This window comes from Peptidiphaga gingivicola (assembly GCF_001652275.1).
In the GTDB taxonomy this organism is placed as follows: Bacteria; Actinomycetota; Actinomycetes; order Actinomycetales; family Actinomycetaceae; genus Peptidiphaga; species Peptidiphaga gingivicola.
On record NZ_LVZK01000001.1, the window covers coordinates 119706 to 141643 of the forward strand.

Annotated in this window: 15 protein-coding genes; 3 read left to right on the forward strand and 12 right to left on the reverse strand. The window is 65.4% G+C overall.

The window, feature by feature from the left end; translation table 11 throughout:
• Positions 1 to 106: 106 nt before the first annotated feature.
• The 11 genes from A4H34_RS00515 to A4H34_RS00565 all read right to left on the reverse strand — a co-directional run bounded on the left by A4H34_RS00515 (position 107) and on the right by A4H34_RS00565 (position 16070).
• The gene (locus tag A4H34_RS00515) at positions 107 to 724 is read right to left on the reverse strand and encodes a DUF4853 domain-containing protein (RefSeq protein ID WP_082902950.1); all 618 of its coding nucleotides are present in this window, start codon (positions 722 to 724) and stop codon (positions 107 to 109) included.
• A complete protein-coding gene (locus tag A4H34_RS00520) occupies positions 721 to 2430 on the reverse strand; it encodes an alpha/beta hydrolase (protein WP_064230708.1) in 1710 nt (569 codons plus the stop codon). The genes A4H34_RS00515 and A4H34_RS00520 overlap by 4 nt, the downstream gene beginning before the upstream one ends.
• Positions 2430 to 2783, reverse strand: coding sequence for a hypothetical protein (locus tag A4H34_RS00525; protein WP_064230709.1), 354 nt, complete (start codon positions 2781 to 2783; stop codon positions 2430 to 2432). The genes A4H34_RS00520 and A4H34_RS00525 overlap by 1 nt, the downstream gene beginning before the upstream one ends.
• Positions 2784 to 3889: 1106 nt before the next feature.
• On the reverse strand, positions 3890 to 5323 hold the full coding sequence (locus tag A4H34_RS00530; protein WP_064230710.1) for a DUF4357 domain-containing protein: 1434 nt from the start codon (positions 5321 to 5323) through the stop codon (positions 3890 to 3892).
• A 46-nt stretch (positions 5324 to 5369) separates the two neighbouring features.
• Positions 5370 to 8426, reverse strand: a complete 3057-nt coding sequence (locus A4H34_RS00535; RefSeq protein ID WP_064230711.1) for an FAD-binding and (Fe-S)-binding domain-containing protein — start codon at positions 8424 to 8426, stop codon at positions 5370 to 5372.
• Positions 8427 to 8557: 131 nt separating this feature from the next.
• Complete coding sequence (locus A4H34_RS10485) at positions 8558 to 8977, reverse strand: hypothetical protein (protein ID WP_009198475.1); 420 nt, start codon at positions 8975 to 8977, stop codon at positions 8558 to 8560.
• Positions 8974 to 11091, reverse strand: a complete 2118-nt coding sequence (gene feoB, locus A4H34_RS00545) for a ferrous iron transport protein B (protein WP_009198474.1) — start codon at positions 11089 to 11091, stop codon at positions 8974 to 8976. The genes A4H34_RS10485 and feoB overlap by 4 nt, the downstream gene beginning before the upstream one ends.
• Complete coding sequence (locus tag A4H34_RS10490) at positions 11088 to 11312, reverse strand: FeoA family protein (RefSeq protein WP_082902951.1); 225 nt, start codon at positions 11310 to 11312, stop codon at positions 11088 to 11090. Before A4H34_RS10490 ends, feoB begins: the two co-directional genes overlap by 4 nt.
• A gap of 389 nt (positions 11313 to 11701) precedes the next feature.
• Positions 11702 to 14422 carry a pyruvate, phosphate dikinase gene (gene ppdK, locus A4H34_RS00555; RefSeq protein WP_064230713.1) on the reverse strand — a complete coding sequence of 907 codons (2721 nt, stop codon included), beginning with the start codon at positions 14420 to 14422 and terminating at the stop codon, positions 11702 to 11704.
• 296 nt (positions 14423 to 14718) lie between these two features.
• Positions 14719 to 15117 carry a hypothetical protein gene (locus A4H34_RS00560; RefSeq protein ID WP_009198471.1) on the reverse strand — a complete coding sequence of 133 codons (399 nt, stop codon included), beginning with the start codon at positions 15115 to 15117 and terminating at the stop codon, positions 14719 to 14721.
• Positions 15114 to 16070: a hypothetical protein gene (locus A4H34_RS00565; RefSeq protein ID WP_064230715.1), complete on the reverse strand. Its 957-nt coding sequence runs from the start codon at positions 16068 to 16070 to the stop codon at positions 15114 to 15116. The genes A4H34_RS00560 and A4H34_RS00565 overlap by 4 nt, the downstream gene beginning before the upstream one ends.
• A gap of 689 nt (positions 16071 to 16759) precedes the next feature.
• On the opposite strand from A4H34_RS00565, the gene A4H34_RS00570 reads away from it, so the two are divergent.
• A complete protein-coding gene (locus A4H34_RS00570; RefSeq protein WP_064230716.1) occupies positions 16760 to 17203 on the forward strand; it encodes a YjdF family protein in 444 nt (147 codons plus the stop codon).
• A 160-nt stretch (positions 17204 to 17363) separates the two neighbouring features.
• On the opposite strand, the gene A4H34_RS00575 is transcribed toward A4H34_RS00570, so the two are convergent.
• On the reverse strand, positions 17364 to 18848 hold the full coding sequence (locus tag A4H34_RS00575; protein ID WP_064230717.1) for an amidohydrolase family protein: 1485 nt from the start codon (positions 18846 to 18848) through the stop codon (positions 17364 to 17366).
• 825 nt (positions 18849 to 19673) lie between these two features.
• Between A4H34_RS00575 and A4H34_RS00580 the strand changes: the two genes are divergently transcribed.
• Positions 19674 to 20432 carry a Rossmann-like domain-containing protein gene (locus A4H34_RS00580; RefSeq protein ID WP_064230718.1) on the forward strand — a complete coding sequence of 253 codons (759 nt, stop codon included), beginning with the start codon at positions 19674 to 19676 and terminating at the stop codon, positions 20430 to 20432.
• A 9-nt stretch (positions 20433 to 20441) separates the two neighbouring features.
• The gene (locus tag A4H34_RS00585) at positions 20442 to 21920 is read left to right on the forward strand and encodes a hypothetical protein (protein ID WP_064230719.1); all 1479 of its coding nucleotides are present in this window, start codon (positions 20442 to 20444) and stop codon (positions 21918 to 21920) included.
• Positions 21921 to 21938: the final 18 nt, after the last annotated feature.

Sequence of the window (21938 nt, forward strand, 5' to 3'; positions counted from 1 at the left end):
CAGCTTCATTGAGCACTTTCATCCGGCAAGTCAGATACATCGCCCAATCTATGGCGCTGAAGTTCCGGCAGAAGCGGAAGTCAATGAAGAGGGTTCCACCGGAAAGTTACGTGCTTGGCGACATTGCACTCGGCGATGGCGTTTCCTGTTGAGGAGTAAAAGGCACCGTCGGCACGCCCTTCAGAGGCGGCGGATCGTCTATTTTCGTCGCAGACGGGCGGCACCCCGAGACGAAGTGGAAAGAGATGCCTTTCGTCGGATGCGCGCTCAGTATCAAGAATCCGCCGTTCTTCGAATCTGACCAGCCGAAACCGGTGACGTTGTCCCTTTCGTCGTCTTGCTGTTCTATCTTCAGCCCCGCCTTTTCGATCGTTTTTTTGGCGATGGCCCTGATCTTCGCGGGAGGAACTGAGACTTGAGTTTCGTAGACTGCACTCATGTACTCGCGCCCATCGGTTTTCGTTTCGCACAAAGTGAGCTCATTGGCACCTTCAGCCGCGTAGTGCTGCCCGCCGCCGTCTGCGAGGAGCCGACGCATGAACTCTTCGATTGCCGGAACGGTCTTGCGCTGGTAGTCTTCGATCGTCTGGCGGTCCCAATAGTCCTTCGAACCTTGACCGAATAATTCGCCTGCGCCCGGCTTGGACATGTCTTCCGCGCAGCCAGCCGTCAGCCTAAGAATCAGCGCAAAAACGAACCACCGCCGAGTGCGAGCAGCTCTCATTTCTCCCCCTCGGGTTCCATGCCGCCCATAATGCGCGAAATGTCCTTTAGGCTTCCCGTTCCCGTTTTGAGGTACTCGGAGTGGCGGCCAAAGGGATTGTCGTCTCCTTTGCTGCAGAACTTCGTTACGCCGTTTCCAGCCCCCGTTGGAATGTACTTGCACTGGGAGTCGTTTTCGGGATTGTTGGCCAGGTGTTTGAATCCTCGCATTTCCATCGGGTCCTTGCCGAAGGATCCGTCCGGCCCAATACCCTGAACGTAGTCATTTGTATTCACGCCGGAGACGTAGGTTTGACCGTCGATGTTGTACTCGCGAACGTCTTGGACGCCGGATCCCGGCGAGCCATACAGGGCGATGTTGTGGACCGTGCCCTCACGCACCTTGCCGACGGCGATCCCGGCCATGGTCGATCCGTAGGAGTGCGCCCCAACGTTTATCTCCGCTTTGGGAACGCCCATCGCCTGCCGAGAGGTCTGCACCCCCTCCATGAATCTGTCCATCTTAGGCGCGGCCTTTTCGGCCAGATCCGTGGTGGCAACTTCCGCATTCTGCGGCGTCCGGTACATCCACGCGACGGTCGCTATATCCCCTTTGTCATGGATCCCCGCGCTGCTTGAATGGTTCCTCGACTCTTCAAAAGTCGTATTTCGGACCTTTTGCGCATCGTTAATCAGACCGTCCATATTGTCACCCACGGTGTTGTTCATCCCAGGCACCACCATCTGAACAGTCTTTGCGCGGTCGACGTCACCCAAGGCGACACCCGCTTGAACTCGCGAACTCGACTTTGTATCAAGATAAATCAGACTTTGACGCGTCTTACTCGGGTTGGAGGCAACGTCTGAGTCATTCTTTTCGAGGATCTTCTGGAGCCCCTCGAGGTCGCCAAGCTTCTTTCTGTAGCGATTGTAGTCATTGGTCGCATTCAGGTACTCCAGACTGTCCTTGCCGACGGTCGATTCCGCTTTATCCATCCTGGACTTCGCCTCGGCTACATTGCTTTTCATTTCCGCGATCTCCTGAGGCAGACGAGCGCGGTTGGCTTTGTCTCGCCATTCCATGGGGATGCCGTCGCGGTTGCCGATCAGTTCCGGATGCTCGCGAACCATGTTTTCCTTTTCGCTGTCCGTAAGGCCGGACCACCAGGCCGCACTCTCCCCCATCGTCCATCCTTTCTGCGGAAGGTCCGGCAGACCGGGGCTTGTCGAGAACCCTTCCTCCGAGGACTTGTAAGAGCCGTCGGCCACGGCGGTCAGCCTCGTGTAATAAGCCTCGTCTATGCTGTCGGCATTCTCCAGAACGCCCTTGATCATCGGCTTCAGCTCCGCCGCCGCGGATGCGAATTCATCCTCACTCTGACCGGAATCCGATATGAGCCGACCGTCCCTGATTTCCAGCCCATGGGTCTTCGCTTTCTGCTTGCATTCGAGGATCAACGTCTGTACCGTCCACACGCCGTCGGCCATTTGAGCCATCGCCATCATCGTCTCCGAAACATCGTTGATCAAATAGCTGATTCGAGCCTCGAACTGTTGCAACGCGTATAAGATCGCGTCAGCCGTCAGGCCTCTCGAGGTTACCGTCATTTCCATAGACTGCAGCTTCTCGTACGCCTCAATGAGCTGCTTGCGCCGGGCCCGCAGGGGCTCAAGCTGAACCTTCAATCGATCCTGACGCCATTCTATGGCGTCCCTCCAGCTAGTCATCAGACGATCCTTGCTTTCCCCTTGGATCCAGGCTTGGCCTTCAGATATCCCTTGACATGCTCCAGAATCCGGTCCATCGCCGCGGCAGATTCTTGGTCAGTGCCCGCCATGGACTTGATCGCCTCCTCGACGTCGCTTTTAAACTGGCCAATATCGGCCATTAGCGACCTGCATCGAGAGTCTATCGCTTCGCCGGCGCGCTCCGAGGCCGAAACACTCGATGCGCCGGGAATGCCCCGGGCCGCCTCTCGAACCGGGGTTTCGACGTCGCCCGTCCCAGGATTTTGGACGAGCTCGCCAGCACCGGACGCCAGCATATAGTACTCGGCGTCGACAATATAGATGTCGCTCACAGTAACTCCTTGCGTGATTGGCTTGTATAAACACAACCTATACCCGACACAAATGGTTGTCAAGAGCGTCACCCTACCGATTTTCGCCAGCCAGCTTGCGCCTCTAGAAAACGTTGATTTAACAAAGTTTAATCGCCACCCTTCCTTGAGTGCGCCCCGACCAATGAAATGCCCCTTTAAGTCACCCTTCCCATTCATACAACTATAACAATCGGGCCACCTCGATGCCGAACTTCAGCAGCGAAACAGAAGCACACAGACAAAAGGAGGAGATAGGCAGCGAAATAGTGCTTTCGTGCTATGAAAATTGCTTCCCGCCTCGTCGCGAACTGATTAGGATCGCACAGGATTAGACACGCACCGGTTCGATGCGCCGATTTTCCGAACCACAACACCCGTGGCCGCAAGAACTGCACGATTCGGAAGGGGCCGTGCTTCTTCGCGCTGGCGCGGTCGCTCCGCCCCTCGCCGTCCCTCGGAATCGCCAAATGCCCTTTCGGGATCTCGGCACTCGCGCAAGTCTCCAGGCCCAGACCGAGGTTGCATTCGACAGCGGCAAAGTATCGACATAACGGGGGCGCCGACAGCACGAAGTCCTGCCGTCGAAGCAAAGGGACATCGGCAAGACAGCCGCCGGCAAAACACCAACGAGGCGACCGCCGGCAAAACACCAACGAGACGGCCGCCGGCAAAACACCAACGAGACGACCACCGGCAAAACACCAACGAGACGGCCGCCGGCAAAACACCAACGAGACGGCCGCCGGCAAAACACTAACGAGACGACCACCGGCAAAACACCAACGAGACGGCCGCCATAACATCGGCAAGACCGCTGCACGCGCCAAACCATTCGGAGCTCTCGGGGCTCTCTCAGAGCTTTCAGAAGGGCTAGGCCGGGTCAGGGCCGGTCCCAGTTCTCAAGACTCGCTGCGCGCCTGAGAAAGCCCTCAAGGCTCTCGGAAGAACTCACCGAGTTCAGAGCTGGCTGACTTCATAACTAGCAGAGCTCCCAGAGCTGGCTGAGTCTCAGAACTGGACGAGTTTCAAGCTCGCCAAGTCCTAAAGCGCTCTCGGAGCCGGACCTCAGAGCGCTCCCTGAGTCTTCAGAGCTCGCCGAGCAGCCGGCCCTCCCGCGTCTTCCACAGCTGCCAGCCGTTGACGTCGTTCCTGCCGAGGACCTCCGCGGCCGCCTTCGAAGGATCCTGATAGGAGGTGTGCCCGAGGAGGAGGGTGCCGGTCGAGGTCAGCGTGGCCATCGTCGGGCTCCCATTCTTCCAGATCTCGAGAGTCAGGGGCGTGACGCTCCGACTGGCGATGGCCACGAGTCGGCCGGCGGGAGTGAGAAGCTCGCGTTCGGCGGCGCGGGCCACGGCGTCCGAGGACGCGTTGGCCGCGGTCGTCTCCGAAAAGGTCTGCGGCTGTCGACGCTTTCCGTCGCGCTTGGGGGCGGACTTCTCCCACAGCAGCTGCTCGGTGCGCGGCCGCTTGACCTCCTGGTCATAGCGGGCGCTGATGTACGTCGGCGTCTCGTCCGCGCCGTCCTCGGTTACACGCCAAGCCGGAATCACAGGAATCTTCATCTGGTTGAAGGGGTCCTCTTGGGCACTCTGATCTGCCTGTTGATCCTGCTGTTGATCCGGCTTCTCGTCCTCGCGAGCGGCGCCCTGCCCCTGCTCACGGTGAGCCGAACGCCGCGAACGCCTGCCCGTCGGCCTGTCGCCGGCCTCGGCGTCCAGGGGTTGGGGCTGTTCGGCAAGCGGAGCCTCAACGGCTTCGACGATGAGGGTCTGCGCGGGATCGGTGACGTCGGCGTCGTCTTGCGAGTCGATGTGCCCCGGAAAAGCGGTGAACCTGGGGGTGGCGGGGATCGTGAGAGTCGGCTGAAACTCTTGGGCCTCGCGCGCACGCCCACGCCTGCGAGGCTTGGTCTCTTCACCGCTCTCGACGTCTGGGGCGGGGAGAAACTCTACTGTCTCATCAGCCGACGGCCCTGATCCCCTCTTGCGACACGCCTCAATGGACACTTGGCGCACGCCGTTGGTGTCGAAGATCGACGCCGAAAGAAGCTGCACCCTCTCGGAAAGCGTGGAAAAGACGGGAAGGACGTCCTCGTCGATGTCGAGCGCGATCACGATAAGCCTGGGACTGACGCCGCCCAGCGGCGGGCGGCCGGAGCGAAACTCCTCCCAATCCGGGCCGAACTCTTTCGCTCCCTTCGAGTAGACCTGCGCCATGTCCACGGGCCCGGTATGGGCATACCTTCCCGATCTGCTGACAACTTCGTAGAGGTCCACCGATGTGAGTCGCTGGCGAAGATTCACCATGACGACGGTTCCGTCTTGATCAATGGCCACGAGGGACTGCCCATGCTTTCCCGCGGCGTCGCTCTCTTCCCACATCACTGGCAAAAGCGGAACGTCGACGACCTCGAGGATGCTCTCGCGGATGGCTCCAAGGACCTCCGCGGCGATGCTGCCCCGCGGCCGAACGGCCTGTGCAGGAGCGATGCGCCCGTTCGCCAAGGCGTACAGCACCATCGGCGAAACCTCCTTATGTAAACTTGCGTGATGAAACAAGGTTAGCTTATCGCGAGCGAGCCGGTATCCTCCCCTCGTCCGACATATGGCGTCGAACGGCCATCCCGTCGCGGATGAGTTCGGCCAGGTGTATGCCCCGAGAGGCGGACAGCTGCTCCGCCTGCGTGCGGCAAGAAAAACCGTCGGCCAGGAAGACGGCGTCGGGATTCGCCCTTTCGAGCGTCGGCAGCAAGCGGGCGCCCGCGATCCTCACGGATACATCGTAGTGCCCCTTCTCCATGCCGAAGTTGCCTGCCAAACCGCAGCAGCCCGTCACCTTCGTCAGCTCGGCTCCCGCCGAGAGCAAAAGCGCTTCGTCCGCGGCCCATCCCATAACAGAATAGTGGTGGCAGTGCGGCTGGGCCACCACCTCGAGGCCGGTGAGATCGGGCATGCTCCAGTTTTCCCCGGGGCCGAACGGCTTTGGCGCGCTGAGCAGCTCCGCCAAGGTGAAGGTCATTTCTTTGACCAGATCGACGCGGGGGTCGCCGGCAAGCAGATCTTCCATGTCGGAACGCAGCACCGCGGTGCACGAGGGCTCGACGCCGACGATGGGAATCCCGTTCGCGGCGAACGGCGCCAACGCGCCAAGCAGGGAGTCCAGCTTTCGCTTGGCCGCGTCGAGCTGCCCCGTGGTGATCCAGGTGAGGCCGCAGCAGGCCTCGTCGGGGGGAAGCAGCACGGTGTATCCGGCCTCTTGGAGCACGGAGACGGCCGCCCGCGCTCCGCGGGCGTCGAGGGTTTCGGAGAAGGAATCCGCCCACAGTGCGACGTAACGAGGCTTCGCGTCCGATTCGCCCGCCGTCGCCTCCCCCGCCAAACCGCTCGTTCGAGCGAGCGCCTCTCCCCGCTCGGGGGCGCTGCCCCGCTTTTCATCGGGAATGCCGCTTTCATCGGGAATGCCGCGCAGCCCCTTCTTCCGCGATTTTCGGAAGGCGGCACGCAGGCTCCGAGCCTCTTTACGCACGCTCCGGGCCTCTTCGCTTCGAGAGAAACGTCGGGTTTCGAACCCCGGCATCGCGCGCCGCGGGTCGACGCCGACCAGCCGGAAGGCCAGCCTCCGCAGCGGGCCGAGCCGCATCACAGCGTTCGCGATCCTCGCGACGACGGGAACCTTCGTGACCATCCTTGCCCACAGCGGCAGCCTTCCCAGAGCGTAATGGACCACAGGCCTGAGTTTGCCGCGGTAGGCGCGGTAGAGGGCCTCGGATCTGTACCGGGCGACGTCGATCCCCGTCGGGCAGTCCCGCGAACACGCCTTGCAAGCCAGGCACAGGTCGAGGGAGTCGAGCACCTCGGGAGAGTCCCACGCCAGAACCCCGCCGCGTGCCACGTCTTGGAGCACCCTCGCCCTGCCGCGGGTCACGTCCTTCTCGTCGCGCGTGGCCTCGTAGGAGGGGCACATGAAAGCGCCGAGGTCGAATCTGCTCGCCCGGCAATTGCCCACGCCCGTGCAGCGGTGAACGGCCCGGGCCATGTCTCCGCCGTCGTCGGCGAAACGGAAGCCTCCGGCGTAGGGAATCGGCTTCGCACCCGGCCTTCTCAGATGTTCGTCGATGCGGTCGGGCCGGACGAGCACTCCCGGGTTGAGCAGGCATTCGGGGTCGAAGACCCCTTTGACGCGCTCGAACAGGGCGACGACGTCGGGTCCGTACATCCTCTCCAACAGCTCCGAGCGGGCGCGCCCGTCGCCGTGCTCGCCCGAGAGGGACCCGCCGAAGCCTGCGGCGAGGTCGGCCGCCTCCTCCATGAACCGGCGGAAGGTTTCGGTTCCCCGCCGGGATTCGAGCGGGAAGTCGATGCGGACGTGGACGCATCCGTCCCCGAAATGCCCGTACATGAGGCCGTCGAGCCCGTATCCCTTCATGAGGGCCTCGAGCGCGCGGAGGTATTCGCCGAGCCTCTCGGGCGGAACGGCAGAATCCTCCCAGCCGGGCCACGCCTGATTTCCCGCCGGGGTCCTCCCACCCAGGCCCGCGCCGTCGGCACGGATTCGCCACAGCCGGACCGCCTCCGGGCCCGCGGGCCGTATGTCGACGGCCGTGGAGGAGGCGGAGCCTGCCAGCGCCCTGGCCCTTGACATCGCGTCTGCGCCGCCTTCCTCGCCGACCTCGACCATCAGCCATCCCCCGCCTTCCGGCAGCGGCGGAACGCCGCCCTTCGCACGCCGGACGACGTCGACCAGCCGGGCGTCCATGCCTTCGACGGCGAGCGGTCGGTGGGCGAGGAGGGCTGGGACGTCGTCGGCAGCGCTGGCCATGTCCGGGTAGCCGAGCACGACGAGGGCCGGCGAGGCCTCGACCGGGACGAGCCTGACCTCGGCCGCCGTCAGGAGGCCCAGCGTCCCCTCGCTTCCCACCAGGAACTTGGCGAGATTCCGCCCGTTTTCGGGCAGGAGGTGCTCGAGGGAGTATCCCGAGACCTGACGTTTGAATCTGCCGAACTGCACGCGTATAGTCGCCAGGTTCTCGTCCACGAGCCTCGCGAGCTCGGGCACGGCCTCATATCCCAGCCCGCCTTCGCCCGCCTTCATACGCCTGCCGTCGGCCAGGGTCACGTCCATGCCCGCGACGTTGTCCGCCGTGCGCCCAAACGCCACCGCGTGGGGGCCGCACGCGTTGTTCCCGATCATCCCGCCAAAGGTGGCGCGGTTCTGGGTGGAGGGGTCCGGGCCGAAACGCAGGCCGAACGGGGCCGCCGCCTTCTGCAGTTCCGACATGACGACGCCGGGCTGCACGCGAGCCACGCGAGCCTCGGGATCGACGCTCAAGATGGCGTTCATGTGCCGCGAAAAGTCCAGGACGATCCCCTCGCCGATGGAATTGCCCGCGCACGACGTGCCGCCGCCCCGCCCGGTGATCGGAACCCCGAATTCTCGGGCGGCGGCGAGTGCCGCGGCGACGTCGTCGGCGTCTTTGGGAAAGGCGACCGCGAGGGGCGGGATCCGGTAATTCGAGGCGTCCGTCGAATACTCGGCCCTGCGGCGTGCGTCGGCGTCCGCCCCGCCCGCAACTGTCCGCTGGAGCCTGTCAAGGAGGCCTGCCGTGTCGATCACCGAATCCATGAGCTCATTGTGCCAGCGCGGAGGGCGCCGCGGGGACGGCAACGCGTCGGCTTTTCTTCGGGCAGAGGCGCTCCCGGGGCGCCGGGCATTGCCCGGATGCGCGCCGATGCGCCGCTTCGACGAAGGCAGCCTCAGATGACGAGGGGACATCCGGCGCAGGCCACTCGAACCTCGTCGGAGACGTCTTTGGTGTGGCAGGCGCCCAGTCCCGAGGAGCACAGGGACCCGGCGTCGTCGAGCATTCCCAGCCGGTCATAGTGCTCCAAGAGGGTGGAGACAAACACCTCCGAGACGCCGGTCGCGGCGGAGATTGCGCGAACGGTGCGCCCCATCCGTATCTGCTCGAGTATCCTCTGCGTCACCGCGCCGCGGGGCCCTTCGAGGGCGCCGCCGGCCCCGCCTCCGCTTTCCAGGGAGACGCGGGAGCGGCTCTCTTCCGAGACAGAGGCGCCGCTCCCTTTTGGAGCCGAAGCGCGGCGGGCCAGGCCTCCGGCGTCGGAGGCCTGGCCGACGTCGGAGCGGGCGCTCTTCCGCAATGCCCTCAGCCTCATAAGAACAGCTTCCCTATCTGGAAGATGCCGACGGCCAAGAGCCAGGCAACGGCCAATTGCACGCCCACAGCGGCGGTCGCCTTCTTCGCCCCGATGAGCTTCGCCTGCTCGGCCACAGTGGCCAGGCACGGCGTATACGCCAAGACGAAGACGAGGAAGGCGAAGGCGGCGAGCCCCTGATAGCCCGAGCCTGCCGACTCGGTGAGGGACTGGCTGACGAGCTTGGGGAGCTTGCCAAGATCCGAGCCGTCGTCCTCGGCGTCGCCGGCGTCGGCATCCGGATCGAGGTTGTAGGAGGTGACCACGGAGGAGATGACCGTCTCTTTTGCGACGAAACCGGTCATGAGTGCGCCGGTCATGTGCCATTCGCCGAAGCCCGTCGGTTTGAAGGCGGGAACGAGCACCTGGGCCGTCTTGCCGTAGAGCGAATCCTCCATCGCCAGCTCGGGGTCGGCGAAGCCCTTGTCGCCTGCGCCCACCGGGATGGCGCCCATGAGCCACACGACCGCCGTCATCGCGACGATGATCTTTCCCGCCCCGGTGACGAAGGCCCAGGACCGCCGGAAGGTCATCTTCAGCATGATGAGCAGCCGCGGGATCTGGTAGGCCGGAAGCACGAGCATGAGCGGCGCAGCCTTTTCGTCCTTCGTGATGAAGAACTTGAGGACCCACGCTGCGAGCACGATGAGCACGGCCGAAAGCAGATACATCGAGAAGACGATCGTTGCGACGTGCCCGCGGAAGAAGATGCGGGCGATCATGAGGTAGATCGTCACGCGCGCCGCACACGAAGTGTAGGGCGTGATGAGCACGGTGACCAGGCGTTGTCGGGCGGAAGGCAGCGTTCTCACCGCGGCCAGGGACGGCAAGTTGCATCCGAAGCCCATGATGAGAGGAAGGATGACGCGCCCGTCCAGGCCGATCTTGCGCATCAGACGGTCGCCGAGGAACGCCGCCCGCGCCATATAGCCCGAATCTTCGAGCACGGAGAAGGCGGCGTAGATGACGAACATGAGCGGGAAGAAGCTGGCGACGACGCCGAGGCCGTTGACGATGCCGCCGACCGTGAGCTGTTGGAACCATGTGTCGTTCAGCCCTACCTTCTTCAGCAGCCAAACCACCCCGTTCGCCACCGAGATCGCGCCCGGGTCCGTCTTTGAGAAAAAGTCCTCGAAACGGTCCTGCAGCGGGCTGACCCACTCGCCGGCCGTCTTGAACAGCAGCCACATGAGGCTGAAAAAGATCGCGAGGCCGACCAGGGGGTTGAGAAGCAACCTGTCGAGCTTGTCGGAACGCGAGAGCCGCTCGGGTTCGGCCCTGCTCTCGTGGAAGCTCTTCTCGACGGAGTCGACCCACGAGAAGAGCGTGTCCGCGCGGCCGAGTTCCTCTGCGTGCATTCGGGAGACGGCGGCCTTCTTCTTTTTCTTCGACGTCGATTTCGGCTTTGGCTCGCAGCAGTCGCAGCCGACGTGGCCGATGTAGCCGGGCGCGCCCGGATCGGGGTCGATACCGCGAATGTGCGGCCGTGTGCGGATGGCCTCGGTGACCATCTCCTCGAGCCGTTCGTAGTCTTTCGACGAGCGCGGATCCATCGGCAGGATCGGGATTCCGAGAGTGCGCGAGAGGGCGTCGTAGTCGATGACGTCCCCGTTTTCGACGGCGACGTCGGTCATCGTGACGACGGCGGCGACCGGCTGGCCGGTCTGCCCCACTTGGCCGAGAAGATAGAGGGAGCGCGTGAGCGAGCTGCCGTCGAGGAGCACGAGCACGAGGTCGATGCCGCGGGTCTTCTCCCGGTCTGTGATCGTTCCAGGCGCGCAGGCGATCGTGTCGGACACAACCTGCTCGTCGGGGCTTGTGGCGATGAGCGAGTACGTTCCGGGAAGGTCAAGCACCTTGATCTTGGCTTTATGCCAGTTTCCCGAGGCGACTTGAACAGTTGTTCCCGGCGCGTTGACCACGCGCTGGCGGGCGCCCGTCAGCTGGTTGAACAGCGTCGATTTGCCGACGTTGGGGTTGCCCACGAGGGCGATAGTCGGCTCCGTCGACGGATCGATGGAGAGGGTGGCCGTCGCATGGGAGTGGCCCTCGGATCCGCAGCGCGGGCAGCTCATGAGACCACCTCCGCGCGAATCCGCAGGGCTGAGCGGTGATCGACGGCTACCCGTGCGCCGCCGATGTTGAGAACGACTCCGCCGAATCCCGCATGCTGAGTCACGACGACCTCAGTGCCAGGCCTCACTCCGAGCTCCTGCATGCGCAGGAGGTTGCGGCGGGGAAGATTGACATGGGTCAACCGCAACGCTTTGTGCTGGGGGCACTCGCGAAGATTCATTGCAACCTCACCTCACTGTGACAGTTCTGGGTGTACATGGTCAGGTTATGCTTACAATCGCAATTTTTCGACCGAGGCGTGGATCGTTTCCTACCTGAGAGACATTTCTTCCGCTCTCTAAACCCGTCTCCACCGACGAGTCTAGGACTATTGTCCCCTTCACTCAAGAGTTTTATGGAACGTTTCGCAATTCGTTTATTGCGGAATCGCTTTTTCTGACGTTCTGTCAGTTTATCGACGATTTCGTCGGCGTTTGCCCGACCGGGCGGCGAGCGGAAGGAACCCGCACGCCGAGCCGGTCCGGGAACGGCTCGCTCCAGACAATTTAGGACTGCTGGAGCGAGCCTAGCGGCGTCGCCGAACCGGCAGCCGCCTGCGCCCGCGGGCTGCTAGCGGCCTGTGCCGGCGGACTCGTTGGAGATCGCCGCGCGCCCGGACTCCAGTCGGGCGACCGGAACGCGGAACGGCGAGCAGGACACATAGTTCAGTCCGAGCCTGTCGAACAGGTGGATCGAAGCGGGGTCGCCGCCGTGCTCGCCGCAGACGCCGCACTTGAGGCCCGGCTTGGCAGCGCGCCCACGCGTCACACCGGTCTCGACTAGCTGGCCGACGCCGCTCGCGTCGATCGTCTCAAACGGCGAGATGCCGAAGATGCCGTAGTCGAAGTACTCGTTGAAGAACGAAGCTTCGACGTCGTCGCGCGAGAAGCCCCACGTGGTCTGGGTCAGGTCGTTCGTTCCGAAGGAGAAGAAGTCCGACTCGGCGGCGATGTGGTCGGCCTCGAGGGCGGCGCGCGGCAGCTCGATCATGTTGCCGATCGGGATGTCCAGCTCGACGCCGTTTTCCTTCTCGACCTTGCCGATGATGCGCTCGGCGTCGTCGCGGACGATCTGAAGCTCGCGCTCGGAGCCGATGAGCGGAACCATGATCTCCGGCCGGGGGTCGAGGCCCTTCTTCTTGCACTCGACGGCGGCCTCGGCGATGGCTCGGATCTGCAGCTTGAACAGGCCGCGGATCTTCAGGCCCAGGCGCACGCCGCGAAGGCCGAGCATCGGGTTCTGCTCGTGGTTGGCCTTGACGGCTTCGAGGACGCGCTTCTCATGCTCGGTGACCTCCTCGCCGCGGGCGGCCTTCACCGCGAGCTCAACCGAAAGCTCGGTGAGGTCGGGCAGGAACTCGTGCAGCGGCGGATCGATGAGGCGCACGGTCACGGGCAGGCCGTCCATGGCCGTGAAGATGCCGACGAAGTCGCCCTTTTGGAGCGGACGGAGCGCGTCGAAGGCCTCCTCCTGCTCCTCGGCCGTGTCCGCCAGGATGACGGACTCGATGAGCTTGCGTCGGTCGCCGAGGAACATGTGCTCGGTGCGGCACAGCCCGACGCCCTGTGCCTCGAAGGAACGCGCGCGCTCGGCGTCCTCGGGCGTGTCGGCGTTGGCGCGCACGGCCAGATTCCTCTTCTCGTCGGCCTGCGTGAGGATCCGGTCGACGGCGCGCACCAGCTCCTCGGTGTCGGCGTCGAGGCCAGTGGACAGCGCGGCGTCGAGCCCGTGGGTGATATAGGTCATGACCGGGGAGTCGACGACCGGCACCTCGCCCTGGAAGACCTCGCCCGTGGTGCCGTCGATCGCGACGACGTCGCCGGCCTTGAGGGTGACGCCCCGGGGCTTGACGTGCACGGTCCCGGCCTCTTCGTCGACGGCGAGGTCCTCGGCGCCGACGACGCAGCAGCGGCCCATGCCGCGCGCCACAACCGCGGCGTGCGAGGTCTTGCCGCCGCGAGCGGTGAGCACGCCGGAGGCGGCGACCATGCCGGCGAGGTCGTCGGGGTTGGTCTCGCGGCGCACGAGGATCACGGAGGCGCCGGCGGCGACGCGGGATGCGGCCTGCTCGTTGTTGAGGACGATCTCGCCGACGGCGGCGCCCGGCGAGGCGGGCATGCCCTTGGTGAGCACCTTCTTCTCGGCGTTCTTGTCGAACTGCGGGAAGAGCAGCGACGTCAGCTGGTCGCCCGTCACGCGGGTGACGGCTTCGTCGGAGGTGATGAGCCGCTCGTCCACGAGCTGGGTGGCCACGCGGAAGGCCGCCGCGGGAGTGCGCTTGCCCACGCGGGTCTGGAGCATCCACAGCTTGCCCTGCTGGATGGTGAACTCGATGTCGCACAGGTCGCGGTAGTGCGTCTCGAGCTTGTTCATGATGGCGCGCAGCTCGTCATAGGACTTCTTGTCGAGGCGCTCGAGGTCGGCGAGCGAAAGCGTGTTGCGGATGCCGGCGACGACGTCCTCGCCTTGGGCGTTGACCAGGTAGTCGCCGTAGACGCCCGAATGGCCCGTGGAGGGGTCCCGGGTGAAGCACACGCCCGTGCCCGATGTCTCGCCCATGTTGCCGAACACCATCGTGCAGACGTTGACCGCGGTTCCGAGGTCGTTGGGGATGCGCTCGCGACGGCGGTAGAGGCGCGCGCGCTCCGTGTTCCACGAGCGGAACACGGCTTCGACGGCCAGGTCGAGCTGCTTGCGCGGATCCTGGGGGAAGTCTTCGCCGGTTTCGTCCTTGACGACCTTCTTGAACTCCTTGACGAGGTGCTTGAGGTCGTCGGCCGTCATGTCGAGGTCGCCCGAGTAGCCCTTGTCCGCTTGAAGCTTGTGGAGGATGTCGGCGAACTTGTCGCCGTCGATGTCCTGGACCGTCTTGCCGAACATCTGAATGAGACGGCGGTAGGAGTCCCAGGCGAAACGCTCGTTGCCGGACTGCGCCGCAAGGCCCTGGACGGATTCGTCGTTGAGGCCGATGTTGAGGACCGTCTCCATCATTCCGGGCATGGAGAACTTCGCGCCGGAACGGACCGAGACGAGCAGGGGATCGTTCTTGTCGCCGAGGCGCTTGCCCATCTCCTGCTCGACGTTGCGCAGGTGGGACGTCACTTCGACGTCGAGCGTCTCGGGGGACTCGCCCGCAGCAAGGTATGCGCGACACGCATCGGTGGTGATCGTGAAGCCCGGAGGAACCGGAAGGCCGAGCTTGACCATTTCGGCCAAGTTGGCGCCTTTCCCGCCGAGCAAATCCTTCATGTCGCGGTCACCCTCGGTGAACGCGTAGACGTACTTCGTCATTAAATATCCTCCATTGGAAGTTCAGTGTTCCGCAGTCGCGGGCCGTCTACCAGACTAACATCGGCGGTGACGATTTTCACCCCGCACCTGTGACGAAAGCCCCGCGTCCTCAGCGCCGAGATTCCGCGGTTCTCGGTAAAAAGGGCCTAGCTGAGCAGCTGGCCGAGATTCGTCGAAAACACGGCTGCCCATCGACGCGGAACGCGCAGGCTAGACCATCGACGCGAGACACGCAGGCTGCCCATCGACGCGGAACGCGCAGGTTAGCCCATCGACGTGGAAGGCGCAGGCTGCGGCTAGCCCATCAGCGCCAGGCCCACGTACCCGCACGCGCCAGCCGCGACGTACGACGCGAGCGTGCCGATGATGAAACGCTCCGTCAAGGCGGGGTTCGTCTGGAGGTCCGCCCAGCGGCCAAGCCCCTTCACGGCGACGACGGCGGCGACCATCTCGGGCTGGCGGGCCAGAATCGCGCCGGTTATCGCCAGCCTTTCCAACGCGCCGATCCACGCTCCGCCGCGCAGCACGCGCGGCTGGGCAGGCCGCTCACGAAGAACGGTGGCCCGATGCCCGCCCGAGCTCGGCCGAGGACCGGCGCCGCCGCGGACCTTGGCCAGACGCATGACGCCCTCGACCGCCGCCCAGCCGAAGACCACGGACACAGTGAGGGAAAGAAGCACGATCGCCACGGTCACAAGCGCGAGCCTCCTTGCTTTCTCCCGGATGCGGGGGCCTTTTCGGGAACCGCCGAGGCCGTCTTGACCGCCGGGCCTTGTTCGCGGGCCGCCGGAATCGCGTGCGCGGGGACTTCTTTGCCGGCCGCAGGAGCCGCGCCGCCCGCAGGAACCGCGCCGCCCACAGGGCCTTGTTCGCGGGCCGCGAGGCTTTTGCCGGCTGTGGATCTTTCGAGTGCCCCGACGTCGGAGCTTTCGTTTCCCTTGGCGACAGCGCGCCCGTCCTTCGCCACGCCGCGCTCGGCGTCGAGCCGTGCATGCGACTTGCCTTTCGTTTTCGCTTTCTGCTCCACGTCGAGCCGGGCGTCCACCTCGTCGCCGATGCGGCCCAGCAGTTCGTCGAGCACCGCCCAGCCCCGCGTCTCCAAGTCGTAGCGGGAGGCCGTGCGCCGCTGGGAGACCGCGGAGGGGCTCACGCCGAGGGCCGCTGCGGCCTCGCGCCCGGTAAGGCCGGCGTCGAACAAGTCGGAGACCTCACGCTGGGCGTCGGTGCGGTCGGCGAGCAGGGCGCCAAGCAGTTGGAAGACGACCTGGGACGCCTCGAGGGCAAGAGGCGAGATGTTGACGTCCGCCCCCTGGCGCACTTCGACTTCCCCGCTGATCTTCGCCCGTTCGACGGCCTCGCGGGCGGCGACGAAAGCCGAGCCCCGCGCCTCGCGCACATTGCGGCCCACCGACTCGACCGAGCCGATTCCCAGGCCGATGTGCCAGTCGCCCATGGCTAGAGCAGCTCGAACGGCGGCGACGACGCCGGCGGCGTCGTCGAACAGGCCTTCGACCTCGTCCCCGACGGTCCTGTCGAATCCGGCGATCGGCGGATTGCCGGCGCAGGCCTCCGCAAGCAATTCGAGCAATTCGGGCACGCGGTCGCCCACCGACCGCGAGGACCGTTGGTCGATCGTCACCGCAAACATGCACCCTCCTTTTCGCCCCGACCAGTTCCGCTTTCCCAACGGGCCAAACCCGCTGTTCTCCGCCCAGACTACTAGATTAAGAGCAGAAGCTGAACCGAACATGCAATCAGGATGGCCGCTCACGCAGCCGTTCGCAGGAGGGCGCGGCAGTGAAACGGACGCGCGGTCGAGATGGCAGCTCAGGCAGCGTTTGCAGGAGAGCGCGGCGGGTGTGGCGCCGCCGACGGCAGCCGCCGAAGGCAATACCTGGAATCCCCATCAGCGTCGCGGGGCAGGATGAGAGCACGCGTGGCGCCGCATGAACTGTCGCCCGATCGGCGGCCATGCGCGGGCCGCCCGAATCTCACCGCCGTTTTCGGAAGCGTCCACGCGAACGGGGGCTGTGCACGGGCCGCCCGCAAGCCCATTGCCCGTGCCCCTATAGCTCATAACTTCCAGCGCCTTTGCCAAGGAAAGCCCGTCGCCCGTACCCCCGCGTATAGCGGGCCTTCCTCCTCCGCCGGAGGCCGCGATCGCCGTCCCCATGCGCCCCCGTGTATAGTCGAGGGGTCAGTTCCTGATGAACGAAACGCGCTGCCCGGTAGGAAGCCCGGGCGACGCTCTACACCCCCATCGCGGTGCGGGGCGTCCGTCGCCAGCCTCGCTGGAATCCAGCTCGTCGGGTCCGCTTTTGCGTACCTGGAGGCAAGATGTCAGCGCAGTTCACGCTGTTCTTCGACGGTCATCTGTGGGTCGGCGTCTACGAGGTCGACGACGGCGAATCCGTCCGCGCAGCCCGAGTCGTCTTCGGCAAAGAGCCGAGCGCCGCGGAGCTCCACGAGTTCGTCCGCGAGCACGGCGCAGAGCTTGTTCGGCGGGCGCACGGCGCCGTCCCCGTCGTCGAAAAAGGGGCCGACGCCGGAGAGGCAGGGGGCGGCGCAGGAAAAACGAACCCCAAGCGCGCCCAGCGGATGGCGGCGAAGGCGATGCGCGAAAGGGGCGTCTCGACGAAAGCCCAGGAGGCCCTGAAGGCCGACATGGAGTCGCGCGGCGAGGAGCGTGCCTCGGCGCGACGGAGCGAGCGGAAACGAGCTGCCGACGAGGCATACGCGCGAAGGCGAGCCAAAGCCCGTCAGAGGCACCGAGGGCGCTGAAGCGGCGCCGGAAGCGCAGGGAACGCTCGCCGCTCCCCGCTTGCTCAGCGCTCGCCTCGTGGGCCACTGCGCCGACCCGCGGCAGCCGCCGCCGCAAGCAGGCGCTGTGCCCGCAGATGCGCCCTTGCCCTGCGCGAGAGGATTCGGCCTCGTCCCCCGCTCACACCTCCGGGTGGCGGGCGAGGCGGACGCTGCGTTCGCGCCACTCGGCGAGGGTCACGGCGGGGCCGATCGGCTTGGCCGGCACCTCCCGCGCGGGAAGGCCTTCGACCCGGTCGGGTCGGAATTCCCGGCCGCGGGCCGCCACCAGGCGCAGGTTGTGCAGGACGGAGAGGTCCTGGCGCGGGTCGCCGGCCACCGCGATGAAGTCAGCTTCGAAACCCGCTGCAAGAACACCGGCCACGCCGGCGCGTCCGATGCCGGCGGCGGCCCGAGACGTGGCGGCGAGCAGCACCTCGTTGCGGGGAAGGCCAACCTCCTCGAGGGCCTGGAGCCCGCCGACGTATGCCCGCTGCGGGGAGCCTGGGATCCCGGCGTCGTGCCCGGCGACGATTCGCACCCCGTGCTCCCACAGAAGCCTGGCGGGCGGGGCGTAGGAGGAGTCGCTCGCGATAAAGCCGGGCAGGCCCGCGACTATCGTGCAGTCGACGTAGACGCCGGCGTTCGCCATTTCGTCGGCCAGCCTGGGGTCGAACTCGGTGCGGCCGGCCTCCGAGACGAAGGAGGCGTGGGCGACGTAGTCCACGCCGGCGCGCACGGCCCGCTCGATGCCCTGAACGCCGTGGGCATGGGCTGCCGTCCACTTGCCCAGGCGGTGGGCCTCGTCGAACATGACCCGAAGCTCCTCGACGGTGAACTGGGCGAACCACGGCGCGGAGCCGCCGGTCGTGAAGCCGCCGGTGGCCATCGTCTTGATCGTGTCGACCCCCATGAGGTGGTGGCGGCGAACCTGGCGGCGAATCTCGTCCACGGAGTCGGCGGCGCCGCCGGCATGGTGGGCGTGTCCGCCGGTGGTGGTGATCTGCGGGCCGGAGGCGACGATGCGCGGCCCCCGCAGTTCCCCGGCATCGACGGCGTCGCGCAGGGCGACGTCCACGTAGTGCCGCGCCCCGAGAGACTGCACGCTCGTGACGCCCTCGCTGAGCAGCTCGCGGGCGGCGCGGGCAGCGTTGAGGGTGAGGCGGGCGACCTCGTGCGGCCCGTAGTCGGGGTATTCGACGTCGGTCCCGGAGGTGGGAAGGTGATCGTGGGTCTCGATGAGCCCGGGCATGAGGGTGGCGCCGGGCAGGTCCAGGCGCACGACCTTGCGAGGGTCGACGTCGGGAACGAGCTCGCTCAAGCGCCCTTCGAGCTCCGCGGCGGTCCCCGCCGCCAAGATCTCGCGCCCCCGCACGAGGATGGCTCCGCCGCGGCCGGCTGCACGGGCGCCGGCGTCGTTGGCCCCGCCGAGGACCTCGAGGCTGCCCTCGGCCTGGCCGCGCTTTCCGGTGAGGACCCTGTCCGCGCTCACGAGGGCGACGGATCGCCCGTCAAGTCGTTCGCCGCCGTGGGTGGGCGGGGTGGTCCAGCGGACGGTCTGCGGTGTGGAAGGGGTCCGCGGCGCGGAGGCGGAGTGGTCGGAGTGGTCAGCGGGCTGCTCGGTCATGGCAAATCCTTGAAGCGTGGTTGGGAGCGGATCCGGCGGTGCGCCGGAAGCTCGGTCGGTTCGGGCGGTTCGGGTGATTCGGTTCAGACGATCCGGGCGGTTCAAACAGTACTGTCGCAGATCGTTCTCGGCTTTCATCGGGCTCACCGTCCTAGAGCGTCGTCTGAAACGCATCAGAGACCGGCCAGGCGGCCGACCTGACGCACCTCCTTAGGCGGCACATGTCCCAATCTGGCAGAAGAGAACAGATGCCGCCCCGCGTAAATGCTCCCAGCTGTCGGCTCCGCCTAACCGCTCTTCCGCCTAACCGCTCCTGAACGCAGACCCGCGGCTGCCACCGCAGGCCACGTCGCCGTATGCCGTCACGCTCGAAGCGAATGACACCCACCGTCTACAGCGCGAATTTCACCCAGGACGGCATGCGCAACACCTATGCCGTCGAAGCGCACCCCTGGCATGCCACTGAGCTATAGGCCGCGAATCGCTCTCCTACCCGCGCGGCACGCGCAAGCGCATCTTCACTCGCTCACAGGAAAAAGGGCTGCCAACTCGTCTAGATCGTCAATACTCCTGTGTGAAAAACGCTCTCGCCGGCGTTGCAAATTTCCCGTGCGTAAACCTGCCTTCCCTATGCAAAAGCCGATCCTTTTGCCGCTACAAACCGGTGCCGCAGCGCACTATAATTGAAGGCAACGCCAACGGTGAGGGGAACCTATTCAGGCGACGCTAGTCCGGCATCGCCCCGTTCAGGGGCCTATCGACCTCCGCCCGAGGTCGGAATCCGACGACGCATACGACAACACGGACGGCACGCGAGGAGAACTCATGACGAACCCTTGGAATCTATACGACGATCTCATAGACGAGATCCCCGGCCATATCACTGTCGCAGCGGCTTACATCGGCACGAAGTGGTGCCGCGTGACCTCCTCCGAGAGGGGCGCAGGAATGGCCTTCGCCATGCCCGTGCGCACCCGCCCCGCCTCCTACGGCGAGGACGACTTGGCGGGGCTCCCCCTGCGCGAGGTCGCAGCCCTGGCCAAAAGCTGGAACCTCGCCGAGGCCGGCCTGGGCATGGCCGCCATCAACGCGTATCATTCGCTGCCCAAGCGCGCTTTCGGCAACGGCTTCTCCCCCTGCCATGAGAACAACTGGGCACGCGCCTTCCACCCGTACCGCGAGGTCATCGCGGGGAAGAAGGTGGCGGTGATCGGGCACTTCCCCTTCGCCGCATCGGCGCTCGCCGACGCCGCAGAGCTTTTCATCCTCGAGCGCAACCCCGTGGAAGGCGACTACCCGGACTCCGCGGCCGAGTACCTGCTGCCGGGCTGCGACTACGTCTTCATCACCGGCTCGTCCTTCGTCAACAAGACGATTCCGCGCCTGCTGGAGCTTTCGCGCGACGCCGTGACGGTCATGATCGGCCCGTCGACGCCGGCCTCGCCGATCCTGTTCGACTTCGGCGTCGACATCATCACGGCCTTCGCAAGCGACCAGCCCGGAATGCTCGACGAAAGCCTCCAGGGCAAACTCCTGGGCGGCATGTACGAAGCGGGAATGCGCGTCGAAAAGGCCAGACCCTAGGGCGCAACGGTGGCTGGGCGGCAGGCCTATTTGGGGGCGGCTACATCCGCTGAAACCGTTCTCGAAAGGCTCCTGAAAAGCAAGGAGACCCTTGTCCAGGCCGCCCGCTGCGACGCCGACGTCCTCCTGACCTATATTGACGACAACGGCGGGAGCACAATGCGGCGGGAGGTCGACCAGAAGGCCGAAGGCATGTTCGACGACCTACTGGCCATCGTCGCCGACGGGCTGGCAGGCCTGGCCCAAACCTCGCAGGACTTCCCCCGCAACGCTTTCCTCGTCGCCCTGGACAACCATGACAGCCTCATGGGTGGCCAAGAGGCTGTCATGCGGCTTGTCCAAGGACACGGCCAGGACCTGTCGATGCTCAGGAAGGCCCTCGAAGAGATCCGCGAGGGCGCCTCAGCGGGCAACGAGCTCTTGGCCAGGGTCAGCCAGGCATCGGAGATCGTCTCCGCGGGGACCAAGGCCGGGTCGGTCTCGGAGGGCCAGGGGCGGCCGATTCGGTTCGGTTCTCCTCCGGGGCGGGCAGCCGGCTTCATCAGCCGACAGGAGCAGGCCAAGCTTGACGCGGCGCTGGGCCGACCCGAATCGCGGGCCGGGCGGGGCGAGGCTTTAAAGCCGGTCTGCGACATCGATGCGGGTCGTTCGGTTGACGGCGGGGGCTTTTCGTCCGACGGTGACAATGCGGGCTCGTGGTCTGTGGGTGTGCCGGTTGTTGTGTGTGGGATGCGGGGTGTGGGCAAGTCCCAGTTGGCCGCAGCCTATTACCGCGAATGTGAGGCCGGGTGGTCTCTGGTGGCGTGGATGGACGCCTCTACACGCAAGCAGGCCGTGGCGCGCTTGGGAGGACTGGCCCATGAAATGGGAATTGACGAGGACGGCAAGGGCGACCCCGAAGGGCTCGCCCGCCGGTGCTTGAGCCGCCTCAACTCCGGAGACAGCGACCGGCTGATCGTCTTCGACAACGTCAAGGACTTTGACGATCTGACCGGGCTAATCCCGCACGGCCGAGGCCTGCGCGTCCTAGTGACGGCCACAACCAGGCCGGGTGAGAGCCTCGGGCTCATTCTTGACATTGGCGTGTTTACTCGGCCCCAATCGGTGGATTTCGTCGTCGAGCGGACTGGGTTCGACGACGACGCCGGGGCGGCCCGTCTGGCCGAGGCGCTCGGGGATCTGCCCGTGGCCCTGGCCCAGGCCGCGGCGACCATCAAGCTCAACGGGTACGCCACGATAGACGAGTACCTGGCCGAGCTGGGCGAATACCGGCTTGACGAGATCGTCGACAGTCTGGAGAAAGCGGTCGTCACCCTGTTGGAGAACATCGACATGGACGAGGCCTCAAAGAACGACGCCCAGCGCGCCGACGTCCTCGACATGGCCGACCACCTCCGAGCCATCTCAGAACAACAACAAGGACAAGCACACTATTCTCCCCACGAGGTCCGCATCAACCCGTCGAGCGTCAGCAAAATCATAAACTAGACAGTTCATCGCCTCACC

Coding starts and splice junctions, on each gene's coding strand:
- A4H34_RS00515 (WP_082902950.1), bottom strand. CDS start 724: ATGAGAGCTGCTCGCACTCGGCGGTGGTTCGTTTTTGCGCTGATTCTT.
- A4H34_RS00520 (WP_064230708.1), bottom strand. CDS start 2,430: ATGACTAGCTGGAGGGACGCCATAGAATGGCGTCAGGATCGATTGAAG.
- A4H34_RS00530 (WP_064230710.1), bottom strand. CDS start 5,323: ATGGTGCTGTACGCCTTGGCGAACGGGCGCATCGCTCCTGCACAGGCC.
- A4H34_RS00535 (WP_064230711.1), bottom strand. CDS start 8,426: ATGGATTCGGTGATCGACACGGCAGGCCTCCTTGACAGGCTCCAGCGG.
- A4H34_RS10485 (WP_009198475.1), bottom strand. CDS start 8,977: ATGAGGCTGAGGGCATTGCGGAAGAGCGCCCGCTCCGACGTCGGCCAG.
- feoB (WP_009198474.1), bottom strand. CDS start 11,091: ATGAGCTGCCCGCGCTGCGGATCCGAGGGCCACTCCCATGCGACGGCC.
- A4H34_RS10490 (WP_082902951.1), bottom strand. CDS start 11,312: ATGAATCTTCGCGAGTGCCCCCAGCACAAAGCGTTGCGGTTGACCCAT.
- ppdK (WP_064230713.1), bottom strand. CDS start 14,422: ATGACGAAGTACGTCTACGCGTTCACCGAGGGTGACCGCGACATGAAG.
- A4H34_RS00565 (WP_064230715.1), bottom strand. CDS start 16,070: ATGTTTGCGGTGACGATCGACCAACGGTCCTCGCGGTCGGTGGGCGAC.
- A4H34_RS00570 (WP_064230716.1), top strand. CDS start 16,760: ATGTCAGCGCAGTTCACGCTGTTCTTCGACGGTCATCTGTGGGTCGGC.
- A4H34_RS00575 (WP_064230717.1), bottom strand. CDS start 18,848: ATGACCGAGCAGCCCGCTGACCACTCCGACCACTCCGCCTCCGCGCCG.
- A4H34_RS00580 (WP_064230718.1), top strand. CDS start 19,674: ATGACGAACCCTTGGAATCTATACGACGATCTCATAGACGAGATCCCC.